Raw genomic sequence first — 23,360 nt, 5'->3', positions numbered from 1 at the left:
TGGATCGACGATGAACGGCATTCCGAGGAAGGTCGGCAGCTTCGTCTGGCACCCGGTGAACGTCTCGCAGGCCGCGACGGACTACACGCTGGGCATTGGCGAGGGCCGGCTCGACCTGAGCGACCTCGCGCTCCGGCCCGGCGCCCGGGTCAGGTTCAACGCGTCGGTCTCGGTCGGGCAGCTCACGGTGATCGTGCCGGCGACCGCGCGAGTGGAGGTGCACGGGTACGCCCGGCTGGGCGAGGTGAAGATCGACCACAGGGTCGAGGACGGTACGGACGTCCGATTCGACCGGGTGCTCGAGCCCGAGGTGACCGGGACGTCCGACGCGCCCACCATCGAACTCCACGCGCGGGCCGGGATCGGCGACGTGGAGGTGCGCCGTGCCGCCTGACCGGAAGGTCGAACGCCTCCGCCGGGTCCACCGGACCGACTGGATGGCGCTGCTCAGCGGACTGCTGTTCATCGGCGTCGGCATCCGCTACCTGATCGGCCCCGCTCCCGATCCCGTCATCATGATCCCCGTGCTCATCGGCGGGCTGGGGTTCGCCGCGTTCGTCGCCATCCTCGCCAAGGCGCTGCGTCACTGATCCCGGGGCCACGGGTGAGACGAATCGCCGCCTCTGTGATGTGGGGGGCTTGACCAAACGGATACGGAGCGTACGTTCGCTGATATCCGGTCTCACCGCTTTTGGGGAGGACGTCATGCCCCGGATCACCGTCAAGGTCGACGGAATCAGCTACGAGGAGGACGTGGAGCCACGGATGCTGCTGGTCCACTTCCTAAGAGATCGATTGGGAAAAACCGGGACTCCGATCGGCTGCGACACCAGCAACTGCGGGTCCTGCACGGTGCTCATGGACGGCAAGAGCGTGAAGAGCTGCTCGGTGCTCGCCGTCCAGGCGGATGAGAGTGAGATCGTCACCATCGAGGGCCTGTCGAGTGACGGGAACTGGCACCCGATGCAGCGGGCCTTCCACGAAGAGCACGCCCTCCAGTGCGGCTACTGCACGCCCGGGATGATCCTCGCCGCCATCGACCTGCTCAAGGACGACCCCGACCCCTCCGACGACGCCATCCGCCAGGGCCTGGAGGGGAACCTCTGCCGGTGCACGGGCTACTGCAACATCGTCCGTGCCGTACGGCGTGGCGCCGGGGAGATGGGGGTGACCACACGATGACCGACACGATGAGCGAGGTGGGCAGGGCCCGCCGGCGCAAGGAGGACGCGCGGCTGGTCACCGGCCGCACCCAGTGGACCGACAACATCCAGCTTCCCGGCATGCTCCACGTGGCGTTCCTGCGCAGCCCGATGGCGCATGCGCGGATCACCCGCGTCGACGTCTCGGCCGCGCGCGGCCGCCCCGGCGTGGTCGCGGTGTTCGGCGGCGCGGACTTCGCCGCCGAGCAGGGGAGCCTGCCGTGCGCCTGGCCGGTCACCGAGGACGTCGTCATCCCCGATCACCCGCCCATGGCCGTGAGCGAGGTCCGTTACGTGGGCGAGGCGGTGGCCTGCGTCGTCGCCACCGACCGCTACAAGGCGGCGGACGCGCTGGACGCCATCGAGATCGACTATGAGCCGCTGGAGCCCGTGCTCGACATGACCGAGGCGCTGGCCGAGGGCTCCCCGACAGTCCACGAGTCCGGCAACAAGGCGTTCACCTGGAAGTTCGCCCAGGGAGACATCGGGGAGGCGTTCCGCGACGCGCCCGTCGTCATCGACCGGACCTTCGTGCAGCAGCGGCTCATCCCCTCGGCGATGGAACCGCGGGCCGTCGTCGCGCAGACCGACGGCGACCGGTTCACCCTGCATTCGGCGACGCAGATCCCGCACATCCTGCGGGTCATGCTCGCGCTGACCACGGGGATCCCCGAGCACAGGCTCCGGGTGATCGCGCCGGATGTGGGCGGCGGGTTCGGCTCGAAGTTGCAGGTGACGGCGGAGGAGGTGCTCTGCCTGCTGATCACCCGTCGGCTGGGCCGGCCGGTCAAGTGGACCGAGTCGCGTTCCGAGGGCAACCTGACCGTGCACCACGGCCGCGACCAGCTCCAGCGGATCAGTGTGGCCGCCGAACGCGACGGCCGGATCCGGGGCGTCAAGGTCGACCTGCTCGCCGACATGGGCGCCTACCTGATGCTGGTCACGCCCGGCGTCCCGCTGCTCGGCGCGTTCATGTACAACGGCATCTACAAGATGGACGCCTATGACTTCACGTGCACCGGCGTCTTCACCACCAAGATGCCGACCGACGCCTATCGGGGCGCGGGCCGGCCGGAGGCCACCTACGCGATCGAACGCGCCATGGACGAGCTGGCCGTCGAGGTCGGGCTCGACCCGATGGAGGTCAGGCGCCGGAACTGGATCAAGCACTCGGAGTTCCCGTACACCACGATCGCCGGGCTGACCTACGACTCCGGCAACTACGAGGCGGCCACCGACCGCGCCCTCGCACTGTTCGGATACGACAAGCTGCGGGCCGAGCAGGCCGACCGGCGGGACCGCCGCGATCCGGTCCAGCTCGGCATCGGGATCTCGACATATACCGAAATGTGCGGCTTGGCGCCGAGCCGGGTCCTCGGCAGCCTGTCGTACGGCGCGGGCGGCTGGGAGCACGCCGAGGTCCGGATGCTCCCGACCGGCACGGTCGAGGTCGTCACCGGCACCAGCCCGCACGGCCAGGGCCACGTGACCGCGTGGAGTCAGATCGTGGCCGACGCGCTCGGCGTCCCGTTCGAGGACGTCTCGGTGATCCACGGCGACACCGCGTCGTCGCACAAGGGCATGGACACCTACGGCTCCCGCTCGCTGGCCGTCGGGGGCATCGCCCTGGTCCAGGCCTGCGAGAAAGTGCGGGAGAAGGCGCGGCAGGTGGCCGCCCACCTGATGGAGGCGTCCGCTGACGACGTCGAGTTCTCCGACGGCCGGTTCCGGGTGCGCGGCACCACCACGGAGCGGACCATCCAGGAGATCGCCCTCGCCACGTTCGCCGCCCACGACCTCCCCGAGGGGTTCGAGCCACGGCTCGACGCGCAGGCGACGTTCGACCCGGACAACTTCTCCTTCCCCCACGGGACGCACCTGTGCGCGGTCGAGGTGGACACCGAGACCGGCGCGACGACGATCCGGTCCTACGTGGCCGTCGACGACGTGGGCAAGGTGGTCAACCCGCTCATCGTCGAGGGGCAGGTGCACGGCGGCATCGCCCAGGGGATCGCCCAGGCGCTGTTCGAGGAGGCGGTGTACGACGCGGAGGGCAACCTGCTGACCACGACCATGGCCGACTACCTGCTGCCGTCCGCCGCCGACCTGCCCGACTTCGTGACGGACCGCACCGAGACCCCGGCGACCACCAACCCCCTCGGGGTCAAGGGCGCCGGCGAGGCCGGCACGATCGCCGCCACCCCGGCCGTGGTCAACGCGATCGTCGACGCGCTGCGCCCGTACGGCGTACGCGACGTGCGGATGCCGTGCACGCCCGAACGGGTGTGGCGGACCCTTCAGAACCGGGCCCTTCAGAATCGGGCCCTTCAGAACCGGGCCCTTCAGAATCGGGCGCTGCGGAACGAGGAAGGAGCATCGGCATGATCCCCGCGTCGTTCGACTACTCCCGGCCGTCGTCTCTGGACGAGGCCCTGGCCGTGCTCGGCGATGCCGGGGAGGAGGCCAAGGTGCTGGCAGGCGGCCAGTCGCTGCTGCCGCTGCTCCGGCTGCGGCTCGCCTACCCCACGACACTGGTCGACGTCGGCCGTGTCGCGGAGCTGCGCGGCATCGCCGACCACGCCGACCACGTGTTCATCGGCGCGATGACCACGCACCACGAGGTGATCCGATCCCCGGTCGTGAACGAGCACTGCCCGCTGGTCGCACTGGCGACCGCGACCGTCGCCGACCCCGCCGTACGGCACCGCGGCACATTCGGCGGATCGCTGGCCCACGCCGACCCCGCCGGCGACCTCCCCTCTGTGGCCCTCGCCCTGGACATGGACCTCGTGGCCCGGTCATCCCTCGGGGATCGGATCATTCCGGCGGCCGAGTTCTTCGTCGACTATCTCGAACCGGCCCTGGAACCCGGCGAGATCCTCGTCGGGGCCCGTGTGCCGAAACTCGGCCCCGGGTGGGGTTTCCACTACGAGAAATTCCACCGTACGGCCCAGGCGTGGGCCACCGTCGGGGTGGCCGCCGCCGTACGCCGGTCGAACGGCACCGTCGAGGAGGCGCGGGTCGCGCTGACCAACATGGGTCCCACTCCGGTCCGGGCGGTGACCGTGGAGGCGGCGGTGCGCGGCGTGGCGGCCGATCGGAACGGCTCGCTGCGTGAGGCGGCCGAGCAGGCGGCGGAGGGCGCCGATCCCCCCGGCGACCTGCACGCCCAGCCCGACTACCGGGCGCACCTGGCCAGAGTCCTCACGCACCGGGCCCTGCTGGCCGCCTGCGCGGTCTAGAGAGATTCAGGAAGGAGTCCGGCCGTGGCACTGCGGTTCGAGCACGACTTCATGGTTCCCGTCCCGGCCGAACGGGCCTGGCCGGTCCTCCTGGACGCCAAGCGGGTCGCGCCGTGCCTGCCCGGCGCGACCCTGGAGTCGGTCGACGGCGACGCCTTCACGGGCCGCCTGCGGGTGAAGGTCGGCCCGATCACCATCACCTATCGGGGCAGCGCGGCGTTCGAGGACGTCGATCCTGATGGGCGCACGCTGACGCTGAAGGCGTCGGGCCGGGAGACCCGCGGCGCGGGCACCGCGAGCGCCGAGGTGACCGCCCGGCTCTTCCCGGAGGGAGAGCGGACCCGGGTGCTCGTGGAGACCTCGTTCAACGTCACCGGGCGGCCGGCCCAGTTCGGCCGGGGCGTGCTGGCCGATGTCGGCGGCAAGCTCATCGACCGCTTCGCCGCGAACCTCGCCGGGCTCTTCGAGGAGGACCCGTCGGATGCGGCGCCGACGGACACCGCCATTCCCGCGGGGCGGAGCACGGAATCGGAACCCCCCGCTGTCGATCACGCCGAGCCGGCGGGTGTCGGGGGTGGTTCCACGGTCGCCGCGCCGAGTCATGAGGACTCCCCGCTGAGCCACCGCACCACGGAGGAGCAGGCACTCGACCTCCTGGAGATCGCCGGCGGGCCGCTCGTCCGGCGACTGGCCGCCCCGCTGGCCGCACTCGCAGCCCTGACCGCGCTCGCGGTCGTGATCCACCTACTCCGCCGCCTTCTCCGCCCCCATCACTCGGAGGCGTGAGAGTTGGGGTCATATGGGGGTGTGGGCACGCATTCAGTGGGTGGTGTGAGGGTTTCGGGAGTGTGGTGAGGGGGATGTGGGGTGGGGGGTTGGCGGGGAAGGATGCGACTCAGCGGGGCAGGAGTTCCGCTGACCGCTGCCTGGGGAGGCCGGCGAGCATGCGCTGACCATCGGTGAGCAGGGCGGCGGTCGGGCCGGGCTCACGCAGCCTGGTCAGCCGGTCCCGGTTGTACTTGCGGGCCCGTGCCGTACGACGCTTGCTCACCGCCGACTTGAAGGCGGCCACGTGCTCGCGGTCGGCCCGCGGCGCGCCGGTCAGCTCATAGCCGAGTGAGCTCAGCCGCTCGCCCAGCACGTCCTCGCAGAGCGAGATCTCCCACGGCTCCAGCTTGCTGACCCACTTGCCGGCGTGGGCCGTGGTGACCTCGCGATGGGTGTTGCTGTGCCAGACCTTGTGCTTGGGCACCGCCACCTCCGCCATGTGTCGTGGCTCGCACATCGCGGGGTCGTAGTCCTCACCGATGAAGGCGCACAGCTTCGCCAGCTCGGTCTCGGGATCGGCGGTCAGGTCCTCGTACCGCAGCTGGTAGAAGCTGTCCTCCGGCAGCTTGCGCGCGTGGCGGCGGCCGAAGTCGATGGCCTCGGCCCAGTTGGCGGCCGCGTGGAAGGTGTCCGGCTTGTACCAGGGCATCTCCTTCAGCGAGGCGATGCAGTCGCGGCCGTCCCTGATCAGGTGGATGAACTGGGCGTCGGGGAACATCCGCATCAGCATCTCGACGTGCCGGTAGTAGCTCGGCCGCTTGTCCCCCCAGCGCGACTTGCCGAACCGCTCCGCGTAGCACTTGAACACCATCCCGATGACCGAGCCGAAGCTGCCCGGCCCGAGCATGGCGGCGTGGACGAACTCCCCCGCGTCCAGGCCCAGCTCACGGAACTTGGTGTTGCGTCCCTCTGCGATCCAGGTGGCGAGCCTGCGGCGGTTGTCCGCCAGCCGCATGTCGCCGTACGCGCGGCGCGAGAAGTAGGCCGGCACCAGGAACCGGGTCTCCGGCGGTACGGCGACGCGCGGGTGCGAGTGCAGCATGAGCTGCAGCATGGTGGTGCCGGAACGCGGGCAACCGACGACGAAAATCGGCCTGTCCGACTGCATGTGATCTATCCCCCCGTGATGAATGCGATTCAGTGAAACCCGGCTGAACCGGCCGAATCAGACAAGGATCTTCTCCTTCTCGGGCTCGCTCTGCGGGATCTGCCGAGCGGCCAGCCAGACGCGGTAGACGAGCGACATCTCGAAGGCCAGCAGCAACGTGCCGGCTCCGATCGTGACCGGCACCAGGGCCCATGATCCGAGCACCGGGGCCACCACGAACACCGCGGCGTGAAACTCGATCCCGCTCACGACGTGCGTACGCACCCGCCGCCGGACCAGGAACACCCGGAACCGGTCGTACCAGGGAAACCGGGCATGGAACTCCTTCTGTAGGTCGATGATCTTGCGGCCGTCCTCGACCTCGTCCGCCAGTTGTCCGACCTCGGTGCGCGGCCGACTGCCCAGGACGCTCTCCACGAACACGCAGTCCGCGTCCATTCGGGCCTGGGCCAGGCTGCGCGTGGCCTCCTTGACCCGCTTGAGCTGCGGGCCGTTGATGTAGCGGAACAGGTCGAGCACGACGATGCCGACGGCGGCCAGCATGTAGTCGGTGTCTCCGGTCCTGGTGTACTCCCCGAACCCCAGGCCGAAGGCACAGCAGACCACTCTGATGCGGTCGCCGACGTAGTCGAGCCAGAGGCCGAACGGCGTGCCGGTGCCCTTGAGCCGGGCGATCTTCCCGTCCATGCAGTCGACCATGAAGCTCAGGTAGAACAGCACCGCGCCCAGGAGCAGCGCGCCCTCGAGGAACGCCGCCGCCGAGGCGAAGCCGCCCAGCATCGACAGCCGGGTCAGTGTGTTAGGTGTGATCTTGGTGTGGTTCGCCACGAGCAACGCCAGCCGACAGGCGAGCGGATCGACCATGAAAACGGTCCACCACGAGTCTCTCGGCTTGCGTGCCGCCAGGATGTCGTCGAGCGTGAAACGTCCCATGCAGCAAGAATGACTACAGCGCGTGTCTGATCACATGCAAATCGGAAACAGGTGGGCCATCTCGTTGCGACTTCTTGACCGTTGCGGGAAGTAGGTAAATCGACCGCCAAACGAGTGGCGGATCGGTTACAGTCCGTGCTCAAGGGGGAGACCATGGCGGTTGTTGCGTTGTGTCGGCGGCTGCAGAGACGGCTGCCATCGTGGGAGACCGCGCCGCGCGCGGCGCTGGTCCGCGCGGATGCGAGTCCGCTACAGGCCCGGCGCGAGACGCTCGACCTGGTCTGCTCGCTGTTGTCCGATGCCGGGGTGGGTTTCTTCTGTGTCCGGCCGGTGCCCGGTCGCCCCCCGGTGGTCGCGGTCGAGGCCGGCGAGCGGGTCCGTGCGCTCGACGCGCTCGCCCGGTGCGGCGCCCTGCCGCTGCTCGCCGTGCCGCAGCCGTACGGCAGGCAGGTGCCGCGGACGGCGGACACCGAGCCGATGCGCCCGATCCGGCGCGCGGCGGCCATCCTGCGGGACGCCTCGATCGTGCGGCTGGCCATCGAATTCACCAGCCCGTCGCGGACGCTGGCGCTCGGCGCGGAGCACGGCTGCGATCTGGAGTTCTGGTCACGCGAGGGCGGCGCGCTGGTGGCGCCCAGGCCGAACGGCGCCTGCGACGTCGTCCCGGCCGACGGCGAGATCGTGGAGGGCGGCGAGGAGTTGTTCAACACGCTCGTGTCGACCGCCCAGCGCGCCCGTGTCTATCCGACCCGGCCGGAGTTCACCCGGCGGCTGCTGAGCGACATCGACTTCCCGATCGACGCCGTCTACACCTGGGTCGACGGCGCCGACCCGGCGTGGCGCGCCCGTCGCGACCAGGCGCTCGGCGGGGCGCGGACGGCTTTCGGCGGGCTCAGCGAGATGGCCACGACGGAGGCGCGGTTCACCAGCCGTGACGAGTTGCGCTACTCGCTGCGCTCGCTGTGGATGTACGCCCCCTGGGTCAATCGGGTGTGGATCGTGACCGACGGGCAGACGCCTCCGTGGCTGGACGGCTCGCACCCGATGGTGACGGTGGTGGACCACAAGGAGATTTTCACCGATTCCTCGGCGTTGCCGGTGTTCAACTCCCACGCGATCGAGACGCAACTCCATCACATCGACGGGCTGTCGGAGCACTTCCTCTACCTGAACGACGATTTCTTCCTCGGCCGCCCGCTGTCACCGCACACGTTCTTCGAGGCGAACGGGGTGACCCGCTTCTTCCTCAGCCTGGTCCACGTCCCGTTCGGAGCGCCGGAGCATGAGGAGTCCCCGGTCCACGCGGCCGGCATGAACAACCGGCGGATCCTGGAGCAGTTGTCCGGCCGAACGCTGACGCAGAAGCTCAAGCACGTGCCGTACGCGCTGCGCAGGTCGCTGATGTACGAAATGGAGGAACGGTTCGCGGCGGAGTTCGAGGCGACGGCGCGCAGCACGTTCCGCACGACCTCCGACATCTCGGCCGTCTCGTCGCTGGCGCATTATTACGCCTATCTCACCGGCCGGGCGGTGCCGGGGATCGTGGACTACACGTACGTGGACCTGTCGGTGCCGAAGACCCCGGGCAAGCTGCATCGGATGCTGGCGCGCCGTAGACACGACGTGTTCTGCCTCAACGACACCGCCCCGACCACGCCCGAGCAGGACGCCCTGCTGGCCGATTTCCTGGAGGCGTACTTCCCCACTCCGGCGCCCTTCGAGCTCAGCTGAGCGGACGGTTCGGGCCGGGGCTCCATCGGAGGCTCGATCCGGGGCTCGATCCGGGGCTCGATCCGGGGCTCGATCCGGGGCTCGATCCAGCCGAGTATCGGGCGACGAACAGGCCGCGGAAGGTCCATCGACCGGTCGGGACGAATGACCGGCGCAGCAGGTCGAACCGCCTGCTCGAAAGGGCTGCCTTTCCGGTGTGGCCCACCACCCAGATGGTGCGCACACCGGCGAGGCGGTCGGCCAGCACGCGGCGGCCGACCTCCCGGCCGCGGAAGCTGCCGTCGCTCTCGGGGGAGCGGGCCAGCGCCACGTCGTCGAGGCGTTCGAAGATCCCCGGATACACCACCGCGTACTTTCTGGCCTTGCCCGGGGCGAACAGAACTCCATCCCCCGGCCGCGCGGCCGACGCGAGCAGCACCATGACCGGGCGCGGGTCGTCCTGCCGGCCGTCCGGCCCCCGGGCGGCGAGCTGCCCCGGGATCGACAGGCCCAGCCAGGCCACCGCCAGTACGGCTACCGCCGCCCACCGGACCAGGGCGTGGGACAGCACAGAGGGCAGCGCGGCGAGCCCCGCCCCGACCAGCAGCGCGGCCGCGGGAAGGCAGCAGAACACGTAGCGGAACACGTATACGGGGTGGGCAGCCCACGAGACGGCCAGCAGCACCAGCGGCGGCACGAGCAGCCACGGCACCGCCAGCGCGAGGAGATCGCGTCCGCCGCCGCTCCGCATGCGATCTGCGATGCCGAGCAGGGCGAGCGCCCAGGCCAGTGGGGCGACGCCCAGCCACGCCGGGTGCGCGGCGCCGACGTCGCCGAAGAGTTGGACGGCGAGCATGCCCGTCTCCGCGGGACCCGGCCGGGGGATCCAGCCGATCTGGGCGGTCTGCCGCGACGCCAGCCACGCCAGCGGCCCCACCACGGCGAGTGCCCCCGCGGCCGCCCCGCACCAGCGCCACACCGGCCCCCTCGACAGCGCCACATAAACGCCGTGCGCCCCCGCCACCAGGAACGCGAACAGGTTGACGTAGCCCAGCGCGGCCAGCGCGACGCCGTACAGCGTGAAGGCGGCGGCGGACGGCCCGCGTACCGCGCGCAGCAGCAGCAGGGTCACGCCGATGGTCGCGGCCATGGTCAGCGGGTACGGCCTGGCCTCCTGAACGTAGCGGGAGAAGATCGGCATCGTGGCCATCAGCATCCCGCCGTACAGGCCCGCCCGCCGGTGTCCCAGCGCCCGCCCGAGGGCGCCCACGCCGGCCGCGGCCAGCACCCCGGCGACGACCGAGGGCAGCCGCAGCACCACCTCGCCGGTCCCGAACAGCGCCACGACGACGTGCATGAGCCCGTAGTAGAGGCCGTGGACCGCGTCGACGGCCTGGAGCAGGTGGAGCAGCTGATGCGGCGTCCGGATGGCCGCGCTCAGGGTAGCGGCCTCATCCCGCCAGACCGGCGGTGATGCCAGGTCCCACAGGCCGGCGACGAGCGCGAGGCCCGCCGGCGCGGCGATCGCGTACGGCCGCCTCATGAGAGCATGCGCGCCACCACTCGCGCGGATGCCTGCCCGTCATCCCATGGACAGAATTTTTCGCTGAAATCCTGATATCTGGCTTTGTACGAGGTGAAGTCGCCGGATTTCAGGACTTGAGCGAGGTCGTCGGCCGTACGCACGATGGGCCCGGGCGCCTCGGTCTCGAAGTCGAAGTAAAAACCTCGCACCTCGTCCCGATAGCGTTCCAGGTCCGGGGTGAGAAAGGCCATCGGCCTGCCCGTACCGGCGAAATCGAACATCGACGACGAGTAGTCGGTCACCAGCACATCGGCGGCGGCTAGCAGATCCGCCATATCAGGAAATCTCGACACATCAAGGGCAGTGCCGGGGAACGCGACCCGGTCGGCGACCAGATAATGCGCCCGGACCAGCAGCATGTCGCTGCCACCCAGCGCCTCGGCCAGGGTCCCGGCGACGCGGCCGACGTCGAACGCCGTCGACCCATCAGGGTGGATCAGCTCGTCGTCCCGCCAGGTCGGCGCGTAGAGGATCACTCGGCGGTCCTCCGGGACGCCCAGACGTTCTCGCGCCGACCGCCGACGCTCCGGCCGGAACAGCAGGTCATTTCGGGGATAGCCGGACTCCAGCACCTCACCCGCGTAGCCGAAAGCCCGGCGCAGGATCGGCGTCGAGAACGGATTGGGCGAGAGCATCACGTCCCAGGCCGCGACATGACGCCCCAGGTCCTCCTCGCGCACCCGCTGGGCGTACCGCATGCCCGCGAGGTCGCGGCCCAGCCGCTTGAGCGGCGTGCCGTGCCAGGTCTGCACGAACATCTGGCCGGGCCGCTTGCCGTACCATCCGGGTTGGGTGCGCCGGTTGGCCACGATGAAACGGCAGGTGTGCAGGGCCTCCTCGTGCTCGCGTGAGCCGTACAGGACCGTGCGCACCCTCATCCGCCCGTCGCGGGCCGGCACGGTGAACTGCCCGTCGCGGGTCACCCAGACCAGCTCCATGTCGGGGCGCTGCCGTGCCAGCTCTTCAGAGATCGCGCGGGGGTTGCAGGAGTACTGCCCGCCGCCGTAGCTGTCGAACAGGGCCGCGTCCACGAGCCGGGTGGTGCGCCGGCGGGCCGCTTCGCGGCGTCGGCGCGTCGAATACGGCCCGCGCTCGTGCGGGCCGAGGCCGGGCCGTACGGCGAGGCGGAGCTCGGCGGACCGGGTGGTCCGCAGGGAGACCTCGTGGACCGCGGTCCCATGCGGCTCAGGCAGGTCGGCCACCAGGGCCTGAGCCAACCGCACCGGCCCCCCGCCGGTCAGCACCCGCCAGGTGCCGCTTCGCAGCGGGAGCCCGGACGCGGTCTCGCCGATGGTCGCCGTCCAGCGGTCTCCCTCCCGGTGGACCGGCCAGGCGTGCCGCTCGTGCCCGCGTACCAGCATGATCACATCGGCGTCGACGTCGCCCGTCCCGGTCAACACCAGCTCGTGCGCGTCGGTCCACTGGAGGCCGGTGGCCCTGTCCCCCTTCCAGGCGTGATCATCTTGGCGGGGAGCGACATCCTGGAGTATGAGCCCGCGGTCCCGGGCCAGCACCACGGTGAGGCCATCCGCGTCGAAGGTCCGCTCCCCCGCGTGCCGGCCGCCGGTCGCCCGGCCCGCCCGGGTCACGCCGCGGGCCGTGACCCGGGCACGCAGCGCCCAGCGGCCCGTACGCCAGCCGGCCCGCCGGGCCGACCGGGCCAGCGCGGGCAGCTCGATCTCGGCGAGAAAGCCGGAGTCGTCGTGGTTCACCGCGGACTGCCGGGAGTCGGCGGTCACGTCCGGTCTGGAGATTCGCCGGATCGGCAGCTCGATACGACTGCCCCCATGCTGGAGCCACACCTCTATCCGGCTGCGGCGGCTGTCCAGGTGGGTGATGTAGGCGTGGCCCGCGACGACGAGCCTGCCGTCGCGGTGCCGTACGTCGTCGACGCACGCGCGCAGCTCGAAGTCGCGCCGCGCGTCGAAGAGGTCGGCGGGGATCCGGCCGTCCCCGAGGAGCGGATAGTCGAGACACCAGCGTCGCCGCAGCAGCCCACGCCGGACCACCCCGCGATCCGCGATGTCCGACTCGGCGAACCGCAGCACCTCCGCCAACTCTTCCCACATACCGCGCGTCACCAGGAAGAGCTGGAGCCGCCTGAGCGCCGGCAGTTCGCGTACGACCTCCGGATCCAGACGGGCCAGAACCGGAACGAGGTCGGCGGCGAGCCGCGCCAGCCCCGCCGGGTCCTCGGCGTGATCGCAGAGTGAACCGAGACACGCCGCGACATACTCCTCACCGTCGGCAGAGGCGTCGATCATTGAGCGTTCTGGCGGCGTCATCACAAGTGACAGGATGCCTACGCAACGTCACCGGACGCCGCCGATTCAGAGGACCCCATTGCCGTCGCTTGGAATTTCCTTGACCCGGCAGGCTCGGCGATGTCCGCCTCGCTCATGGGCGACTGCCCCTGCGGGGCCTGCTCTGCGGTGGACGTGCCGCACCCGCCGCTTCAAAACCATCGACGCGCCATGCACGTGCACCACCTGCCCAGAGCGTGAGGGCCGGCCTGCGGGAGACACGCCACACCGGACAACCCGATCACGCAGGGCACATCATCACCCAGGCCAACGGCGGCACAAACGACCCGGCCAACTTCGAACGCTGCCCCGCGCACCCCGTATGCGAACGCAGTATGCGAACGCACCCAAGGGAGGGAGCTAACGATCTTCATGGAGATCATCAGATGATCGCGCCAAATTAGGGCCTATCGCGACAGATGACACATCAAGGAAATAATGTACGAACACCTATTCACTTCTCGTAATTTCATTGAATTTCCCAGGCCGAGCTGTTGCCAATAACGAAAAATGTGTGAAAGAATTGCTACAGGCGTTCGATTTTGGAGGGGAGGGAGACCGGTGCAGCCGGAGGCATGGGAGACGAAACCCGGGAATCGATTCACCACAGATCGATTCGATGGGGATCTGTGCGACCCAGATCTGTCACGTTCCCATGCCGAGCCATTGCTGGGACCGCAGTGGTGGGCGACTGTGGAAACCGATGCGGCGGCACGTGCCGTCGCCCATTTCTCCGGCGGGTCGGCGGATGCCGCATCATGGGCCGATTGGTCTGACTGGCTTACCACCGCCCCCGGCATGTCCCCAACCATCACACTCCCCCACGCCGTGCCGTCGGACACCGTCCGCACCAACGCTGTGCCCTCGAACGGTATGCGTCCAGGTGAACGTGGAAGCGACCTGTGCGGCGGCAGTGAGAGCGTTCCCATAACTGGCCCCGCGGCCGGCCATGTTCCTGGCCGTGCGCCTGACGTTGCGGTCGGCCGTGAGACCAGGCACGCCGTCGACGAGGACACCCACCCCGCCGGTGATGCTGCCCAGACTTGTGAAGCCCGAACTGGGGACGGCCAGGCCCGGGATGGTCAACAGGACGATGCCGAATCCGATGGGGATGGTGATGCGGGAGCCTCATGGCCGCTGGTGAGCCAGGTCCGGGAGAGTGCGCTGGCGTTGGCGTTGACCCCGGTGCCGGATTCACCTCGGCAGTGTCTGGCGCAGGTGGAGGAGTTGGTGTTCGCGCGGGATCGGTTGGAGGCGGCGATCGCGGCACGCATCGCGCGGGTACACGCCACCGGGACCGCTCGTGAGCATGGGCATGCCTCCACCAAGACCTGGCTGCGCTCAGCCTGTGGGATGAGCCGCCGCAACGCCAATCACATCGTGGCCCTGGGCACCGAACTGGAACGACTACCGGAGGTTCGCCGAAGGTTTTCGGCCGGGAGCTTGACCGAGGGGGTGGTGTCGGCGATCTGCGCGGCCACCGCCCGGCTCAGCGATGAAGACGCGGCCAAGGCTGAGACGATCTTGCTGGAGTTGGCCGATTCCGCCGGCCCGGATGAGATCGCGAAGGCAGGCCGGTACCTGCGGGCCGTTCTGGACCCCGATGGGGAGATCAAGGACGCGAACGCCGACTACGACTCGAGGTTCCTGCTCATCCGGGAGACCGACACGGGCGGGCTGGAGGGCGAGTTCCGTCTGCCGAGGGAGGCCGCCGCTCGCCTGCGAACGCTCCTGGACGCCTATGCCAAGCCCAAGGCCAGGGGGGATGACCGCCCTCTTCGGGTCCGCAACGCCGACGCGCTGATCGCGCTCCTGGAGCAGGAGATCACAGCGGAGTTGCTGGTGTTGGTCAACGCCGAATCCCTCCCCGACGATCCCACACCCGGCGCCACAGCCCGGGAGGACGACGGCTCGACGATCAGAACCGGTGAAGGCGACGAGTCCGCAGACAGCGCGCGGCCATCCAGCGCCGCATCCGACGCCCCTCCACCCGGTGACCTGAAAGCCAGCGGCAGACTCCACGACTCCGATCCGGCGGACGACACGGCGGACGACGCTGCGGACGACACGGCGGCTGCCCGGACGGGTGGGACCGGTGACGGCGACACCCCCGCGGCCGACACCCCCGCAGCCGGTCCCCCCGCATCTGGTGGCACCGCACCTGGCACCTTCGGCCAGGACATCAAGCGGGACGACGGCCTGGCACATGACCCGGTGGACAGCCAGGCGGGTGCGCCCGATCCCGGATCGCCTGATATCGGCGATCCCGGGTATGGATCGGATCATTTCGGGCTCGTGCGCCCCGGTCCCGGTACGCGGATGGGCGCGGGCACCGGGGATGAACCCGAGCCCGCATACGCGGATAGTGACCACCCACGGGGCGGTATCGCTGACGACCCCCGAAACGGCCCACCATACGACGGTGGAGACGTCCTGCCCGGCCTTGAGGACCTCCACGCGGAGGAACCTTGGCGATCGCAGACCGACCGGGAGCGACCCGGCCGGGAGGAGTCCGCGCATCCGGAGGAGACTCATCGGGACAGCTCAGGAAACAGGGCGCCCGAGCGTGAGTCATGCGAAGCGGGACTCGGCGAAGTTATGGACTGGCAGTTGCAGGCCGCGTTGCGGACCTTGCCCGGGTTACTGCTGTCCACCGGGCAACTGCTGCCGATCACCGACATCCACCGTCTGGCCCGCACCTCCGCCCTCGTCCGGATGGTCATGAACGCCGACGGACAGGTCCTGGACATGGGCCGTAAAGTCCGGCTGGCCACCCCCGCCCAACGCCGCGCCATCGCCGCCCGCTACACCACCTGCATGGTCGACGGCTGCCCCCTCCCCGCCGGCATGTGCCAAGTCGACCACATCGACAACTGGAGCGAGGGCGGCCGCACCGACCTGGCCAAACTTGGGCCTATGTGCCAATACCACAACCGGGACCGCTACCGGCACCCCGACCACTACAGGCGCCGCCAGATCGGCCCCGACCGATGGGCCTTCACCTACACCGGCCCCTTTGCCGACACCCGCCGACAAACCTGACCGAGACCAGGAAGAATGCAGGTTGCTCGCGTCAACTGAGGAGGAGGTCGACCACGCGGCGGGACGCGGCGCCGTCGGCCAGCGGGCGGAATCTCGCGACGAACGCCTCCAGCGCGCTCGCGTACTTCTCGGCGACCTCGTCGGCCTCGCGGATCGCCTCGATCACCTCGTCCGCGGTGCGCAGGACGGGCCCGGGCACCTCCGGGCGCAGATCCTCGATGCCGTTGCCGCCCGCGTTCGCCTCGACATGGAACAGCATCGGCCGGCCCGTCGCGGCGAAGTCGAACATCGCGCCGGGGTGACCGGTCACCAGGATGTCGGCGGCCAGATACAACTCGTGCGGATCGGGGTGGGTCGAGGCGCACAGGTCCAGCAGCAGGTGGCCGTCTCCCAGGGCGGCCCGGACTCGCTCCAGATCGAGCGGAACGCCACCGCGATCCCCCTGCCCCCCGCGATCACCCTGCCCCCCGCGATCCCCCTGTCCCCCGCGATCATCGGGGACGTACAGGATGAGCTTCGTTTCCTCGGGCGCGCCCAGCCTCCGCCTGACCAGCCGCCTCGCCTCGACCGCGTCCCCGTTCGGCTCGACCAGGACGTCGTCGCAGGGCAGGCCGGTCTCCAGCACCCGGCCGGCGAAGCCGGTGAAACCGAAGGTCTCCCGCAGCCGCGGCGTCCACCAGGGGCCGGGCGACAGCACGTGGGTCCACTGCCCGGCACTCCGCACCGGCCGCCGGCCCTCCTCGGGCGCGGCCAGGGCGGCGGGCGGGCCGTGCCACGTCTGCACGACCGTCTGGTCGGGCCGCCGCTCGAACCAGGGCGGCAGGTCGTGGTCGGTGATGATGTAGCGGCAGCGGGCCAGCGCCTCGTAGTGCTCCCGCCCCCGTGACCGCACCGGCTCGACCGGGTCGGGCAGCGCCACCTGGCCGTCGCGCACCTCGCACAGGAACGACAGCTCCACCCCTCGCCGCCGCAGCTCCTCGTAGATCGCCCTCGGACTCCCGGCGAACCGCGTCCCCCTGTTGCCGCTGAACAGCATGGCGGGCCGCAGTGACCTGCCGCGCATCGCCGGGTAGGCCTTCGTGCGCAGCTCCCGCTGGGCCTTCTTGCCGCGCTCGTTCGGCGACAGGTCGCTGCCCACGGTCAGCAGGGCGTGGCCCTCGCCGTCGGCGGCGAGCTCGAACGTGCGGCGGGCCGTCTCGTGCACCAGGGGTTCGTCGGCGTCCAGCTCGATGGGCAGATCCCGCGTAAGGCCACCGGCTCCACCACCGGCGCCGTCGCCGCCATCGTCGCCGCGGACCCTGATCGCGAGGCCGTATCGGCCGCGGGGCAGCGGCAGCCGCCGGGCATCGACCTCCTCGGGCACCAGCCGCGCCCGGAACCGGCTGCCTGCTCCCTCGATCGGTGCGAGCCGTACGTCCGTCCCCTCGGTCGAGCGGACCACCAACGCCGCCGGGCCGTACGGCGCGGCGAACCCGCCCTCGACGAGCAGCTCACCCCCGGGCAGCCACTCGGTGAGGTCGGCGAACGCGGCGACGGGCTGATCGCGGAGGATCAGGCAGCCGGAGTGGTCGGGCAGCACGACGATCTCCCGGCCCGCCGTGCCGTACCGGCCGATCGAAAGATCGTCGGCGGCGGTGACCGGTGTGACGGCCCCGTCCGCCGTCCGTACCTCGACGCGCCACACGGCCGGCTCCTCGCCGAGAATGCCCGAGATGCCCGGGATCTCGTACGGGCTCCCGAGAGTGCCGTTCCCGAGGGCGCCGCGGCCGATGACCTCGCGCAGATCCACCTCGGCCTCGAAGGTGCACCCGTCGACCTTGACCGGGCAGGAGAGGGGAACGCCGCCCGGCCGCCGCGTGACCAGGAGCGAGGGCTTCGGGCCGAGGTCGCGAAGCGCGCGGCCGACCAGGCGGAGCCTGCCGTCCCGGATGCTCTGCGTGACTGCTCTGGCGATCTCCCGTTCCGCGCGCAGCGCGAGGTGGCCGGTCTCGGTCAGCAGCGGCGCCACGGAGAAGTCACGGCCGGTGCTCCGCTGCCCGGCCCGGTCCGCCCAGACCGCGCGCGAGTCGGCCAGCCGTGCGCGGCGCAGCGGGAGACCCCGGTGGATCACGCGCAGTTCGACATGCCACAGTCCGGGACGGCGGTCCAGCGACCCCGGATCGATCGACAGCCGGAAGCCGCCCCAGTCTCGCCGTGATCTGGGTTTGGCCGAAACACGGGTACGGATGACCGTGGCGGGGACCCGGATGCGCCGTCTGCCGTGCACGAGCGTCGCGAAGATCTGCTGGTGATAGCGCCGAACGGGCCGGGGGCAGTCGGGGGCGGCCCGGCCTTCGACGATCAGCTTGCCGCCCTCCCATCTGACCGCGTCGATCCGGGTGCGCGGGGTGAGTTCGTCGCGCACCCGCGACACGGCCGCGGGGACCTTCGGCTCTCGTTCCCGCAGCAGCGGGATGTCGAGGTGGTAGCCCCACAGCCGCCGGGTGAACCGCTCGTCCGGCGGCACCCGCCGGTCCCAGGCCAGGACGTCGAGCAGGTCGGCCAGCCGCCGCTGCCTGATCAGGTGCCACTGCAGCCGCCGCAGCGCGGGCAGCCCGTCGAGCACCGGCGCGGCCACCTCGTCCAAATAGTCGTTGGCCAACTCGAGGAACCGGTCATGGAACGCGCCGCCGGCCTGGTCGAGCACGTCGACGAAGTTCGTCAGGTCGGTTTCGAGGACCGTCTGGTCCCAGGCGTGGATCTGCGCCCGCATACCGTGCTCGGCCAGGAACGTCCGGACCGAGCGGACCGCGGCGAACCGGTCCTCCAGATGACCGAGCCGGGTCTTGTCCTGGGTGATCGACCGGTCACGCACCCGCCACAGATAGACGGGCGCGGGTAGCAGGTCGACGCTTCGGGCGAGGAAGTGGCCGCGTAGCGCCAACGCGATGTCCTCATACAGCACCCCCTCTGGGAAGGCGAACCCGCCCGCCTCCCAGAACGTCCTGCGCCACAGCTTGTTGGTGACCAACCGGTCGCGCAGGAGTGCGCTCTGCCTGGTGACGTGCGTGGCCATGGCGGGCCGGGCGAAGACCGCGCGGTGCAGCGCCGACTGCCGGGTCCGCCGCCCGTCGAAGCGCAGCACGTTGCCCGAGGCCAGGTCGGAGCCGGTACGCAGCAGGGCGGCGAGGAGATATTCGAGCGCGTGGACCGGAAGAAGGTCATCGCTGTCGAGGAACGCCAGGAATTCGCCGGTGGCGTGCCGCACCCCCGTGTTGCGCGCCGCCCCCAGTCCGGCGTTCTCCTGGCTGACCAGCCGGAACCTCGGGTCCCGCTCGGCGAAGGCGGCGGCGATCAGCGCGCTGGAGTCGCGGGACCCGTCGTCGACCATGACGACCTCGAGGTCACGCCAGGTCTGGGCGGCCACCGACTCCAGGCAGGCGGCGAGGTAGGGTTCCACCTCGTAGATCGGGATGATGACGCTGAGGCGAGGCACAGGCGGGTCCTTCCAACTCGGGCGGAACTTCCGTGGCGACCGTGACGGGCCGGGGAATGTCGGAAACCCCCTCACCCCGGGCTGACCATGGCGCGCAGCCGGCGCCGCACGAGCCGTGCCGTACGGCTCAACCTCGCGACACCGCGAAGCCCTCGAACCCTGCGCAGCCCTCGAACCCTGCGAAGCCCCCGAACCCCGCGCAGCCCGGAAACCCGGCTCGGCGGGTCCTTCCGGGGCTGCTCTCGGATCTTGCGCGGCGTCCGTACCAGCGCGGCGACGGTCCCGGCCCGCGCGAGGCCCCACGTGTCCCCGGCGACCCACAGCGTGCCGAACATCTCGTGGACGAGATCGTCCAGGTCACCGAGATCGGCGGCGCCTCCGTCGACACTCCCGTCGGCACTCCCTCGGGCACACCATCGGGCACACCATCGGGCGCGGTTCAGCGCCGCCGTACGCTCCAGCCGGGCGTGCACGATCTCAGGTCCCCCCGCCGGCGCAGCCGGCTCCCACTCCTCGAGTGCGACGGAGACGACGCCGAGGCAGCGCTGGTCGGCGAACTTGATGAGGGAGCCGAGCGTGTTACGGGAGGGCACCCAACCCGGCGGGCAGTGGAATCTGAAGGGGACGGGAGCGCAGTCCTCGGGCAGGCTCTCGCAGTAGGCGACCCGGGTCTCCCCCTCATAGCATCCGCGGACGAGACGCAGGTCAAGCCACGGGTCGTCGAGCGGATCGCGTCGTCCGTCGCCGAGCCGTCCCCACGGGCCGACGATCTTCACGGCGACATCGGGGAGCTTGCTCGCGAGCAGACCGTCGACCGTGGCCCGGATCTCTTCGAACGAGGCGTCTCCCACACGCACGACGGCCTCGACGTACGGGACGAGATAACGGCGGTGGGGATGCCCGCGCAGCCAGCGGAAGGCGGGCACCCGTTCGGCCAGGTAAGGCCAGTTGTGCCGCTTCACGTCCTGCTCGCGCCGCATCACCGTGGACTCGCCGATGTGCCGGCTGCGAGCGGCGCGATCGGCGACGAAGACCGCGCCCGCCTGGGCCAGCCGATATCCCAGCTCGGTGTCCTCGCCGAGCACCAGCGTGCGGTCCATCCCGCCGACCGCCCGCAGCAGTTCGGCTCGGACGGAGAGCGTGGCGCCGACGGTGACGGAGAAGGCATGAAGACCCGCCTCCCGCAGATCCGCCGTCTCATCCCAGCGCCGCATCGTCCACTGCGGCGTGCCGCCCTCGAAGAGCCTGTCCACCGCGCCGGCCTCGATCGCCGCCAGCACCTCGCCGACGGGCACCTCGTCGAGTCCGGGCACGAACCGCAGATGCCCGAGTACGACCAGGTAGTCGGCGAGGTGGTGCCAGCGCATCTGCGCCTCCACGTGCTCGGGGAACAGCACGAGGTCGGCGTCCAGGAAGTGGACGACGTCGCCGTCGGCCGCCTCGGCGCCCGCCGCGCAGGCGCTCGGCTTGCCCCAGACGCCGGGACGCGGCCGGATCACCCGGGTCCGCCACGGCACGAGATCGGGCAGGGGTCCCATGGGCGCCTCGCCGTCGTCGACGACGACGACCTCGAGCAGGTGGGCCGGGTAGGTCTGCCTGGCCAGAGCGGCCAACGTCAGCGGCAACGTCCGCTCTGCCCGGTATGCGGGGATCACCACGCTCACCGACAGTTCCGGCGTCCACCCGCCCGGCTCGGGCGGTGTGCCGAGCACGCCGTAATCGTTGTGCGGGATCAGAGGGTTCGAAAGGGTCCGAGGGCCCGCCGGCTCGAGCGGGTCCGTGGGGGTCGGCGTGGCCCAAGGTATTAGAGGGGCCGGTGTCCATGACATCGTCATTCAGCTCATCTCCGCACCATCAGTTCGTTGAAGGCCAGGCCGCGCCACTGGTCCTGGTAGGAGCCGAGAAACGACGGCAGCGGCTGCTGCCAGGTGTGTCCCCGTGCGGCGCGGCGGCGCAGGACGTAGTTGAACCCGTGCGTGCGGTAGATCCGCCCGCCCACCGCCTGTACGGCCTCGAGCAACTGACCGTCCACCGTGCGCGGCAGCGGCCGGAACCCGCCCACCGCCTCGAACGCGGCCCGGGCCACCAGCATCGTCCCCCCGGCGACCAGCGGGGCGAATCGCTCGGTCCCGATGGAGCGCCTGATCGTCACATTGATCGGTTCCAGGTAGACGAACTCGGCGGCCGAGCCGACGAGGTCGGCTCCCGAGTAGAGCTGCGCGAGCAGCAGGTCCCCGAGGTGATCGGGTCCGTACCAGTCGTCGTCGTCCACCTTGGCCAGGAACGATCCGGACGCCACCGCCGCCATCCGGTTCAGCACCTCGCCGAATGACCACTCGGCCGGAGCCTCGATGACGGTGACCGGGAAGGGCCCGCCATCGATCACCGCCTCCCTCGCGGCCACCCCGTGAAGACCGACGATCAGCTCGGCCCGCACCCCGCGCTGCAGCCTCAGCTGATCGAGGGCGAACGGGATCATCTCCGGGCGGCGGGTGCACAGCAGGACCGAGACGGACGGCTCCGGCGGCACGGGCAGCCCGGCGGACGCGACGATGCCGCGCCAGCGGGCCACCGCTCCGTGAACACGCAGCGCGCGGCGGCGCAGCATGATGCTGATCTCCTCCCGGTGGAGGTCGGAACCGAGCCTGCCGGGCTCGACCGCCGCCAGCGCGGCGGCGAGCTCGGGCCCCAGGGCGGCGTCCCGCTCGGCGTCGGCGTCGGTGACGACCGGGATCCCGGCCGCCGCCAGGGCCGCGACGATCCCGGCCGCGACCAGGGGTCTTCCTTCCAGGGCCGGCACCACCACACCCCGCACGTCGCGCAGCCGGGCGACGTCGACGTCGGTGAGGCCGCCGCCCGGCGGAAGCCGTACGAGCGTGTCGGAGCCGCAGGTCACAGTGAGGTCCGGGCCGTGCTCGACGAGCGCGGCCAACGGCATCGACGGCTGCGGCCGAAATCCGATGGGGTTGATCACGGCCTCGTCCACCGGAGGCAGCATCTCGGGGCACGGGTCGGGATGCCGAGACTCCGGGGGGCGACGGGCGACGAAAGCGATCGGGCCGCCCGGTGGCCGCGTGCCCCGATGCCCTGTGTCCGTGGGCAGCGCGGCCTCGGGCAGCGCGTCTTCCTCGGTGGTAAGCAGCAGGAGATCGCATCCGGGGGCGTCGCGCCGTTCCGGGACCGGCCCCCGCGGCGGCGCCGGCGTCGCGTTGGGGTCGCCGGGCCGCCAACGGGCGGCCCCGACCCCGGCCAGGCCGATCACCGGCTGGGTCAGGTGGCGGCGCGCCCCGAAGAGTCCGTGCGCGACATGGGCGAGCACCTCGCCCGCTGCCACCGGCTCGGCGAACCTGGCGTCCACCTGCCAGCCCCGCGCTCTGCGCCTGACCCGCAGATCCACCAGGTGTCGCCAGGTCGCGCCCTGCCCCGCGACCGGCAGCGGTTGGAGCGCCCACGACGGGACCTCCGCCACCACGACCCGCACGCGCCGGGCCCGCGGCAGCAGTTCGCGCATCGGTACGGCCCCGCGCACGTCGGCCAGGGCCCGTGCCGCGATGACGACCGAGTCGTACGGCTCGGCCTCTGCCGAGGCGTCGACGGCGGCACCGGTTCCGGCGAGCGGGTCCGGGCCGACCTCGGCCAGGCGGATCCAGGGGCCGGGACAACCCTCGAAGAGGCGGTCGAGCAACTCGGGGCAGGACTCGAACCCGATGCATGCACCCCACGTACGCGCGTCCCGGCCGACGGCTCGCACGGCGCCCGGGATGGTGGTGGCCCGGATGGTGGCGACTCGGGTGGCGGCGTCTCGGGTCACCCGCCCTCCTTCTGGTCATCGGCCGGTCGTCTCTCCGGCCGTCCCGCGTCACATTGACCGGGACAGCATCGCGAAAGGAAGGGGTGAATAGGCCGTCATACGGCTGTTCTTGGCGGAAGGT

At 70.7% G+C, this 23,360-nt stretch carries 15 protein-coding genes; 8 read left to right on the top strand and 7 right to left on the bottom strand.

The genetic code is table 11. From position 1 onward, the window contains the following. The 6 genes from Mth01_RS21715 to Mth01_RS21690 form a co-directional block, all read left to right on the top strand. Positions 1 to 394 (top strand): LiaF domain-containing protein (locus tag Mth01_RS21715; RefSeq protein ID WP_239089886.1); only part of this gene is annotated, 394 nt, incomplete at its 5' end. Beyond that, complete coding sequence (locus Mth01_RS21710) at positions 384 to 590, top strand: hypothetical protein (RefSeq protein ID WP_204017757.1); 207 nt, start codon at positions 384 to 386, stop codon at positions 588 to 590. The genes Mth01_RS21715 and Mth01_RS21710, both read left to right, overlap by 11 nt. Before the next feature lie 115 nt (positions 591 to 705). Beyond that, positions 706 to 1,182 (top strand): (2Fe-2S)-binding protein, encoded by a 477-nt coding sequence (locus tag Mth01_RS21705; protein ID WP_204017748.1) that lies wholly within the window; start codon positions 706 to 708, stop codon positions 1,180 to 1,182. Then, complete coding sequence (locus tag Mth01_RS21700) at positions 1,179 to 3,587, top strand: xanthine dehydrogenase family protein molybdopterin-binding subunit (protein ID WP_204017747.1); 2,409 nt, start codon at positions 1,179 to 1,181, stop codon at positions 3,585 to 3,587. Before Mth01_RS21705 ends, Mth01_RS21700 begins: the two co-directional genes overlap by 4 nt. After that, positions 3,584 to 4,444: an FAD binding domain-containing protein gene (locus Mth01_RS21695; protein WP_204017746.1), complete on the top strand. Its 861-nt coding sequence runs from the start codon at positions 3,584 to 3,586 to the stop codon at positions 4,442 to 4,444. Before Mth01_RS21700 ends, Mth01_RS21695 begins: the two co-directional genes overlap by 4 nt. Positions 4,445 to 4,468: 24 nt before the next feature. Beyond that, positions 4,469 to 5,230: an SRPBCC family protein gene (locus tag Mth01_RS21690; RefSeq protein ID WP_204017745.1), complete on the top strand. Its 762-nt coding sequence runs from the start codon at positions 4,469 to 4,471 to the stop codon at positions 5,228 to 5,230. Positions 5,231 to 5,339: 109 nt separating this feature from the next. Here Mth01_RS21690 and Mth01_RS21685 read toward each other — a convergent pair whose 3' ends face one another. Together Mth01_RS21685 and Mth01_RS21680 are read right to left on the bottom strand one after the other, a co-directional pair. After that, positions 5,340 to 6,380 carry a sulfotransferase family protein gene (locus Mth01_RS21685; protein ID WP_204017744.1) on the bottom strand — a complete coding sequence of 347 codons (1,041 nt, stop codon included), beginning with the start codon at positions 6,378 to 6,380 and terminating at the stop codon, positions 5,340 to 5,342. Positions 6,381 to 6,437: 57 nt separating this feature from the next. Next, the gene (locus Mth01_RS21680; protein WP_204017743.1) at positions 6,438 to 7,313 is read right to left on the bottom strand and encodes a CDP-alcohol phosphatidyltransferase family protein; all 876 of its coding nucleotides are present in this window, start codon (positions 7,311 to 7,313) and stop codon (positions 6,438 to 6,440) included. A gap of 153 nt (positions 7,314 to 7,466) precedes the next feature. On the opposite strand from Mth01_RS21680, the gene Mth01_RS21675 reads away from it, so the two are divergent. Beyond that, positions 7,467 to 9,044 carry a stealth family protein gene (locus Mth01_RS21675; RefSeq protein WP_204017742.1) on the top strand — a complete coding sequence of 526 codons (1,578 nt, stop codon included), beginning with the start codon at positions 7,467 to 7,469 and terminating at the stop codon, positions 9,042 to 9,044. On the opposite strand, the gene Mth01_RS21670 is transcribed toward Mth01_RS21675, so the two are convergent. Together Mth01_RS21670 and Mth01_RS21665 are read right to left on the bottom strand one after the other, a co-directional pair. Next, positions 9,037 to 10,566, bottom strand: coding sequence for a glycosyltransferase family 39 protein (locus tag Mth01_RS21670; protein ID WP_204017741.1), 1,530 nt, complete (start codon positions 10,564 to 10,566; stop codon positions 9,037 to 9,039). The genes Mth01_RS21675 and Mth01_RS21670 overlap by 8 nt on opposite strands. Next, the gene (locus Mth01_RS21665) at positions 10,563 to 12,872 is read right to left on the bottom strand and encodes a CDP-glycerol glycerophosphotransferase family protein (protein ID WP_204017740.1); all 2,310 of its coding nucleotides are present in this window, start codon (positions 12,870 to 12,872) and stop codon (positions 10,563 to 10,565) included. Before Mth01_RS21665 ends, Mth01_RS21670 begins: the two co-directional genes overlap by 4 nt. Positions 12,873 to 14,051: 1,179 nt before the next feature. On the opposite strand from Mth01_RS21665, the gene Mth01_RS21660 reads away from it, so the two are divergent. Then, a complete protein-coding gene (locus tag Mth01_RS21660) occupies positions 14,052 to 15,953 on the top strand; it encodes an HNH endonuclease signature motif containing protein (RefSeq protein ID WP_204017739.1) in 1,902 nt (633 codons plus the stop codon). Between the two features lie 31 nt (positions 15,954 to 15,984). On the opposite strand, the gene Mth01_RS21655 is transcribed toward Mth01_RS21660, so the two are convergent. The 3 genes from Mth01_RS21655 to Mth01_RS21645 all read right to left on the bottom strand — a co-directional run bounded on the left by Mth01_RS21655 (position 15,985) and on the right by Mth01_RS21645 (position 23,239). After that, positions 15,985 to 19,428 carry a bifunctional glycosyltransferase/CDP-glycerol:glycerophosphate glycerophosphotransferase gene (locus tag Mth01_RS21655; RefSeq protein WP_204017738.1) on the bottom strand — a complete coding sequence of 1,148 codons (3,444 nt, stop codon included), beginning with the start codon at positions 19,426 to 19,428 and terminating at the stop codon, positions 15,985 to 15,987. Between the two features lie 71 nt (positions 19,429 to 19,499). Next, positions 19,500 to 21,140, bottom strand: coding sequence for a glycosyltransferase (locus tag Mth01_RS21650; RefSeq protein WP_204017737.1), 1,641 nt, complete (start codon positions 21,138 to 21,140; stop codon positions 19,500 to 19,502). 128 nt (positions 21,141 to 21,268) lie between these two features. Further along, positions 21,269 to 23,239, bottom strand: coding sequence for a glycosyl transferase family 2 (locus Mth01_RS21645; RefSeq protein WP_204017736.1), 1,971 nt, complete (start codon positions 23,237 to 23,239; stop codon positions 21,269 to 21,271). Positions 23,240 to 23,360 lie beyond the last annotated feature (121 nt).

Origin of the sequence: Sphaerimonospora thailandensis, assembly GCF_016863115.1 — a bacterium.
Classification (GTDB): Bacteria; Actinomycetota; Actinomycetes; order Streptosporangiales; family Streptosporangiaceae; genus Sphaerimonospora; species Sphaerimonospora cavernae.
Note: the sequence above shows the minus strand (reverse complement) of the source record. Positions and strands in the feature narration are given on the sequence as shown.

Excerpts from the sequence above, each read along its gene's own strand:
- Mth01_RS21680 (WP_204017743.1), bottom strand. The coding sequence starts at position 7,313 with ATGGGACGTTTCACGCTCGACGACATCCTGGCGGCACGCAAGCCGAGA.
- Mth01_RS21665 (WP_204017740.1), bottom strand. The coding sequence starts at position 12,872 with ATGATCGACGCCTCTGCCGACGGTGAGGAGTATGTCGCGGCGTGTCTC.
- Mth01_RS21705 (WP_204017748.1), top strand. The coding sequence starts at position 706 with ATGCCCCGGATCACCGTCAAGGTCGACGGAATCAGCTACGAGGAGGAC.
- Mth01_RS21700 (WP_204017747.1), top strand. The coding sequence starts at position 1,179 with ATGACCGACACGATGAGCGAGGTGGGCAGGGCCCGCCGGCGCAAGGAG.
- Mth01_RS21675 (WP_204017742.1), top strand. The coding sequence starts at position 7,467 with ATGGCGGTTGTTGCGTTGTGTCGGCGGCTGCAGAGACGGCTGCCATCG.
- Mth01_RS21695 (WP_204017746.1), top strand. The coding sequence starts at position 3,584 with ATGATCCCCGCGTCGTTCGACTACTCCCGGCCGTCGTCTCTGGACGAG.
- Mth01_RS21670 (WP_204017741.1), bottom strand. The coding sequence starts at position 10,566 with ATGAGGCGGCCGTACGCGATCGCCGCGCCGGCGGGCCTCGCGCTCGTC.
- Mth01_RS21685 (WP_204017744.1), bottom strand. The coding sequence starts at position 6,380 with ATGCAGTCGGACAGGCCGATTTTCGTCGTCGGTTGCCCGCGTTCCGGC.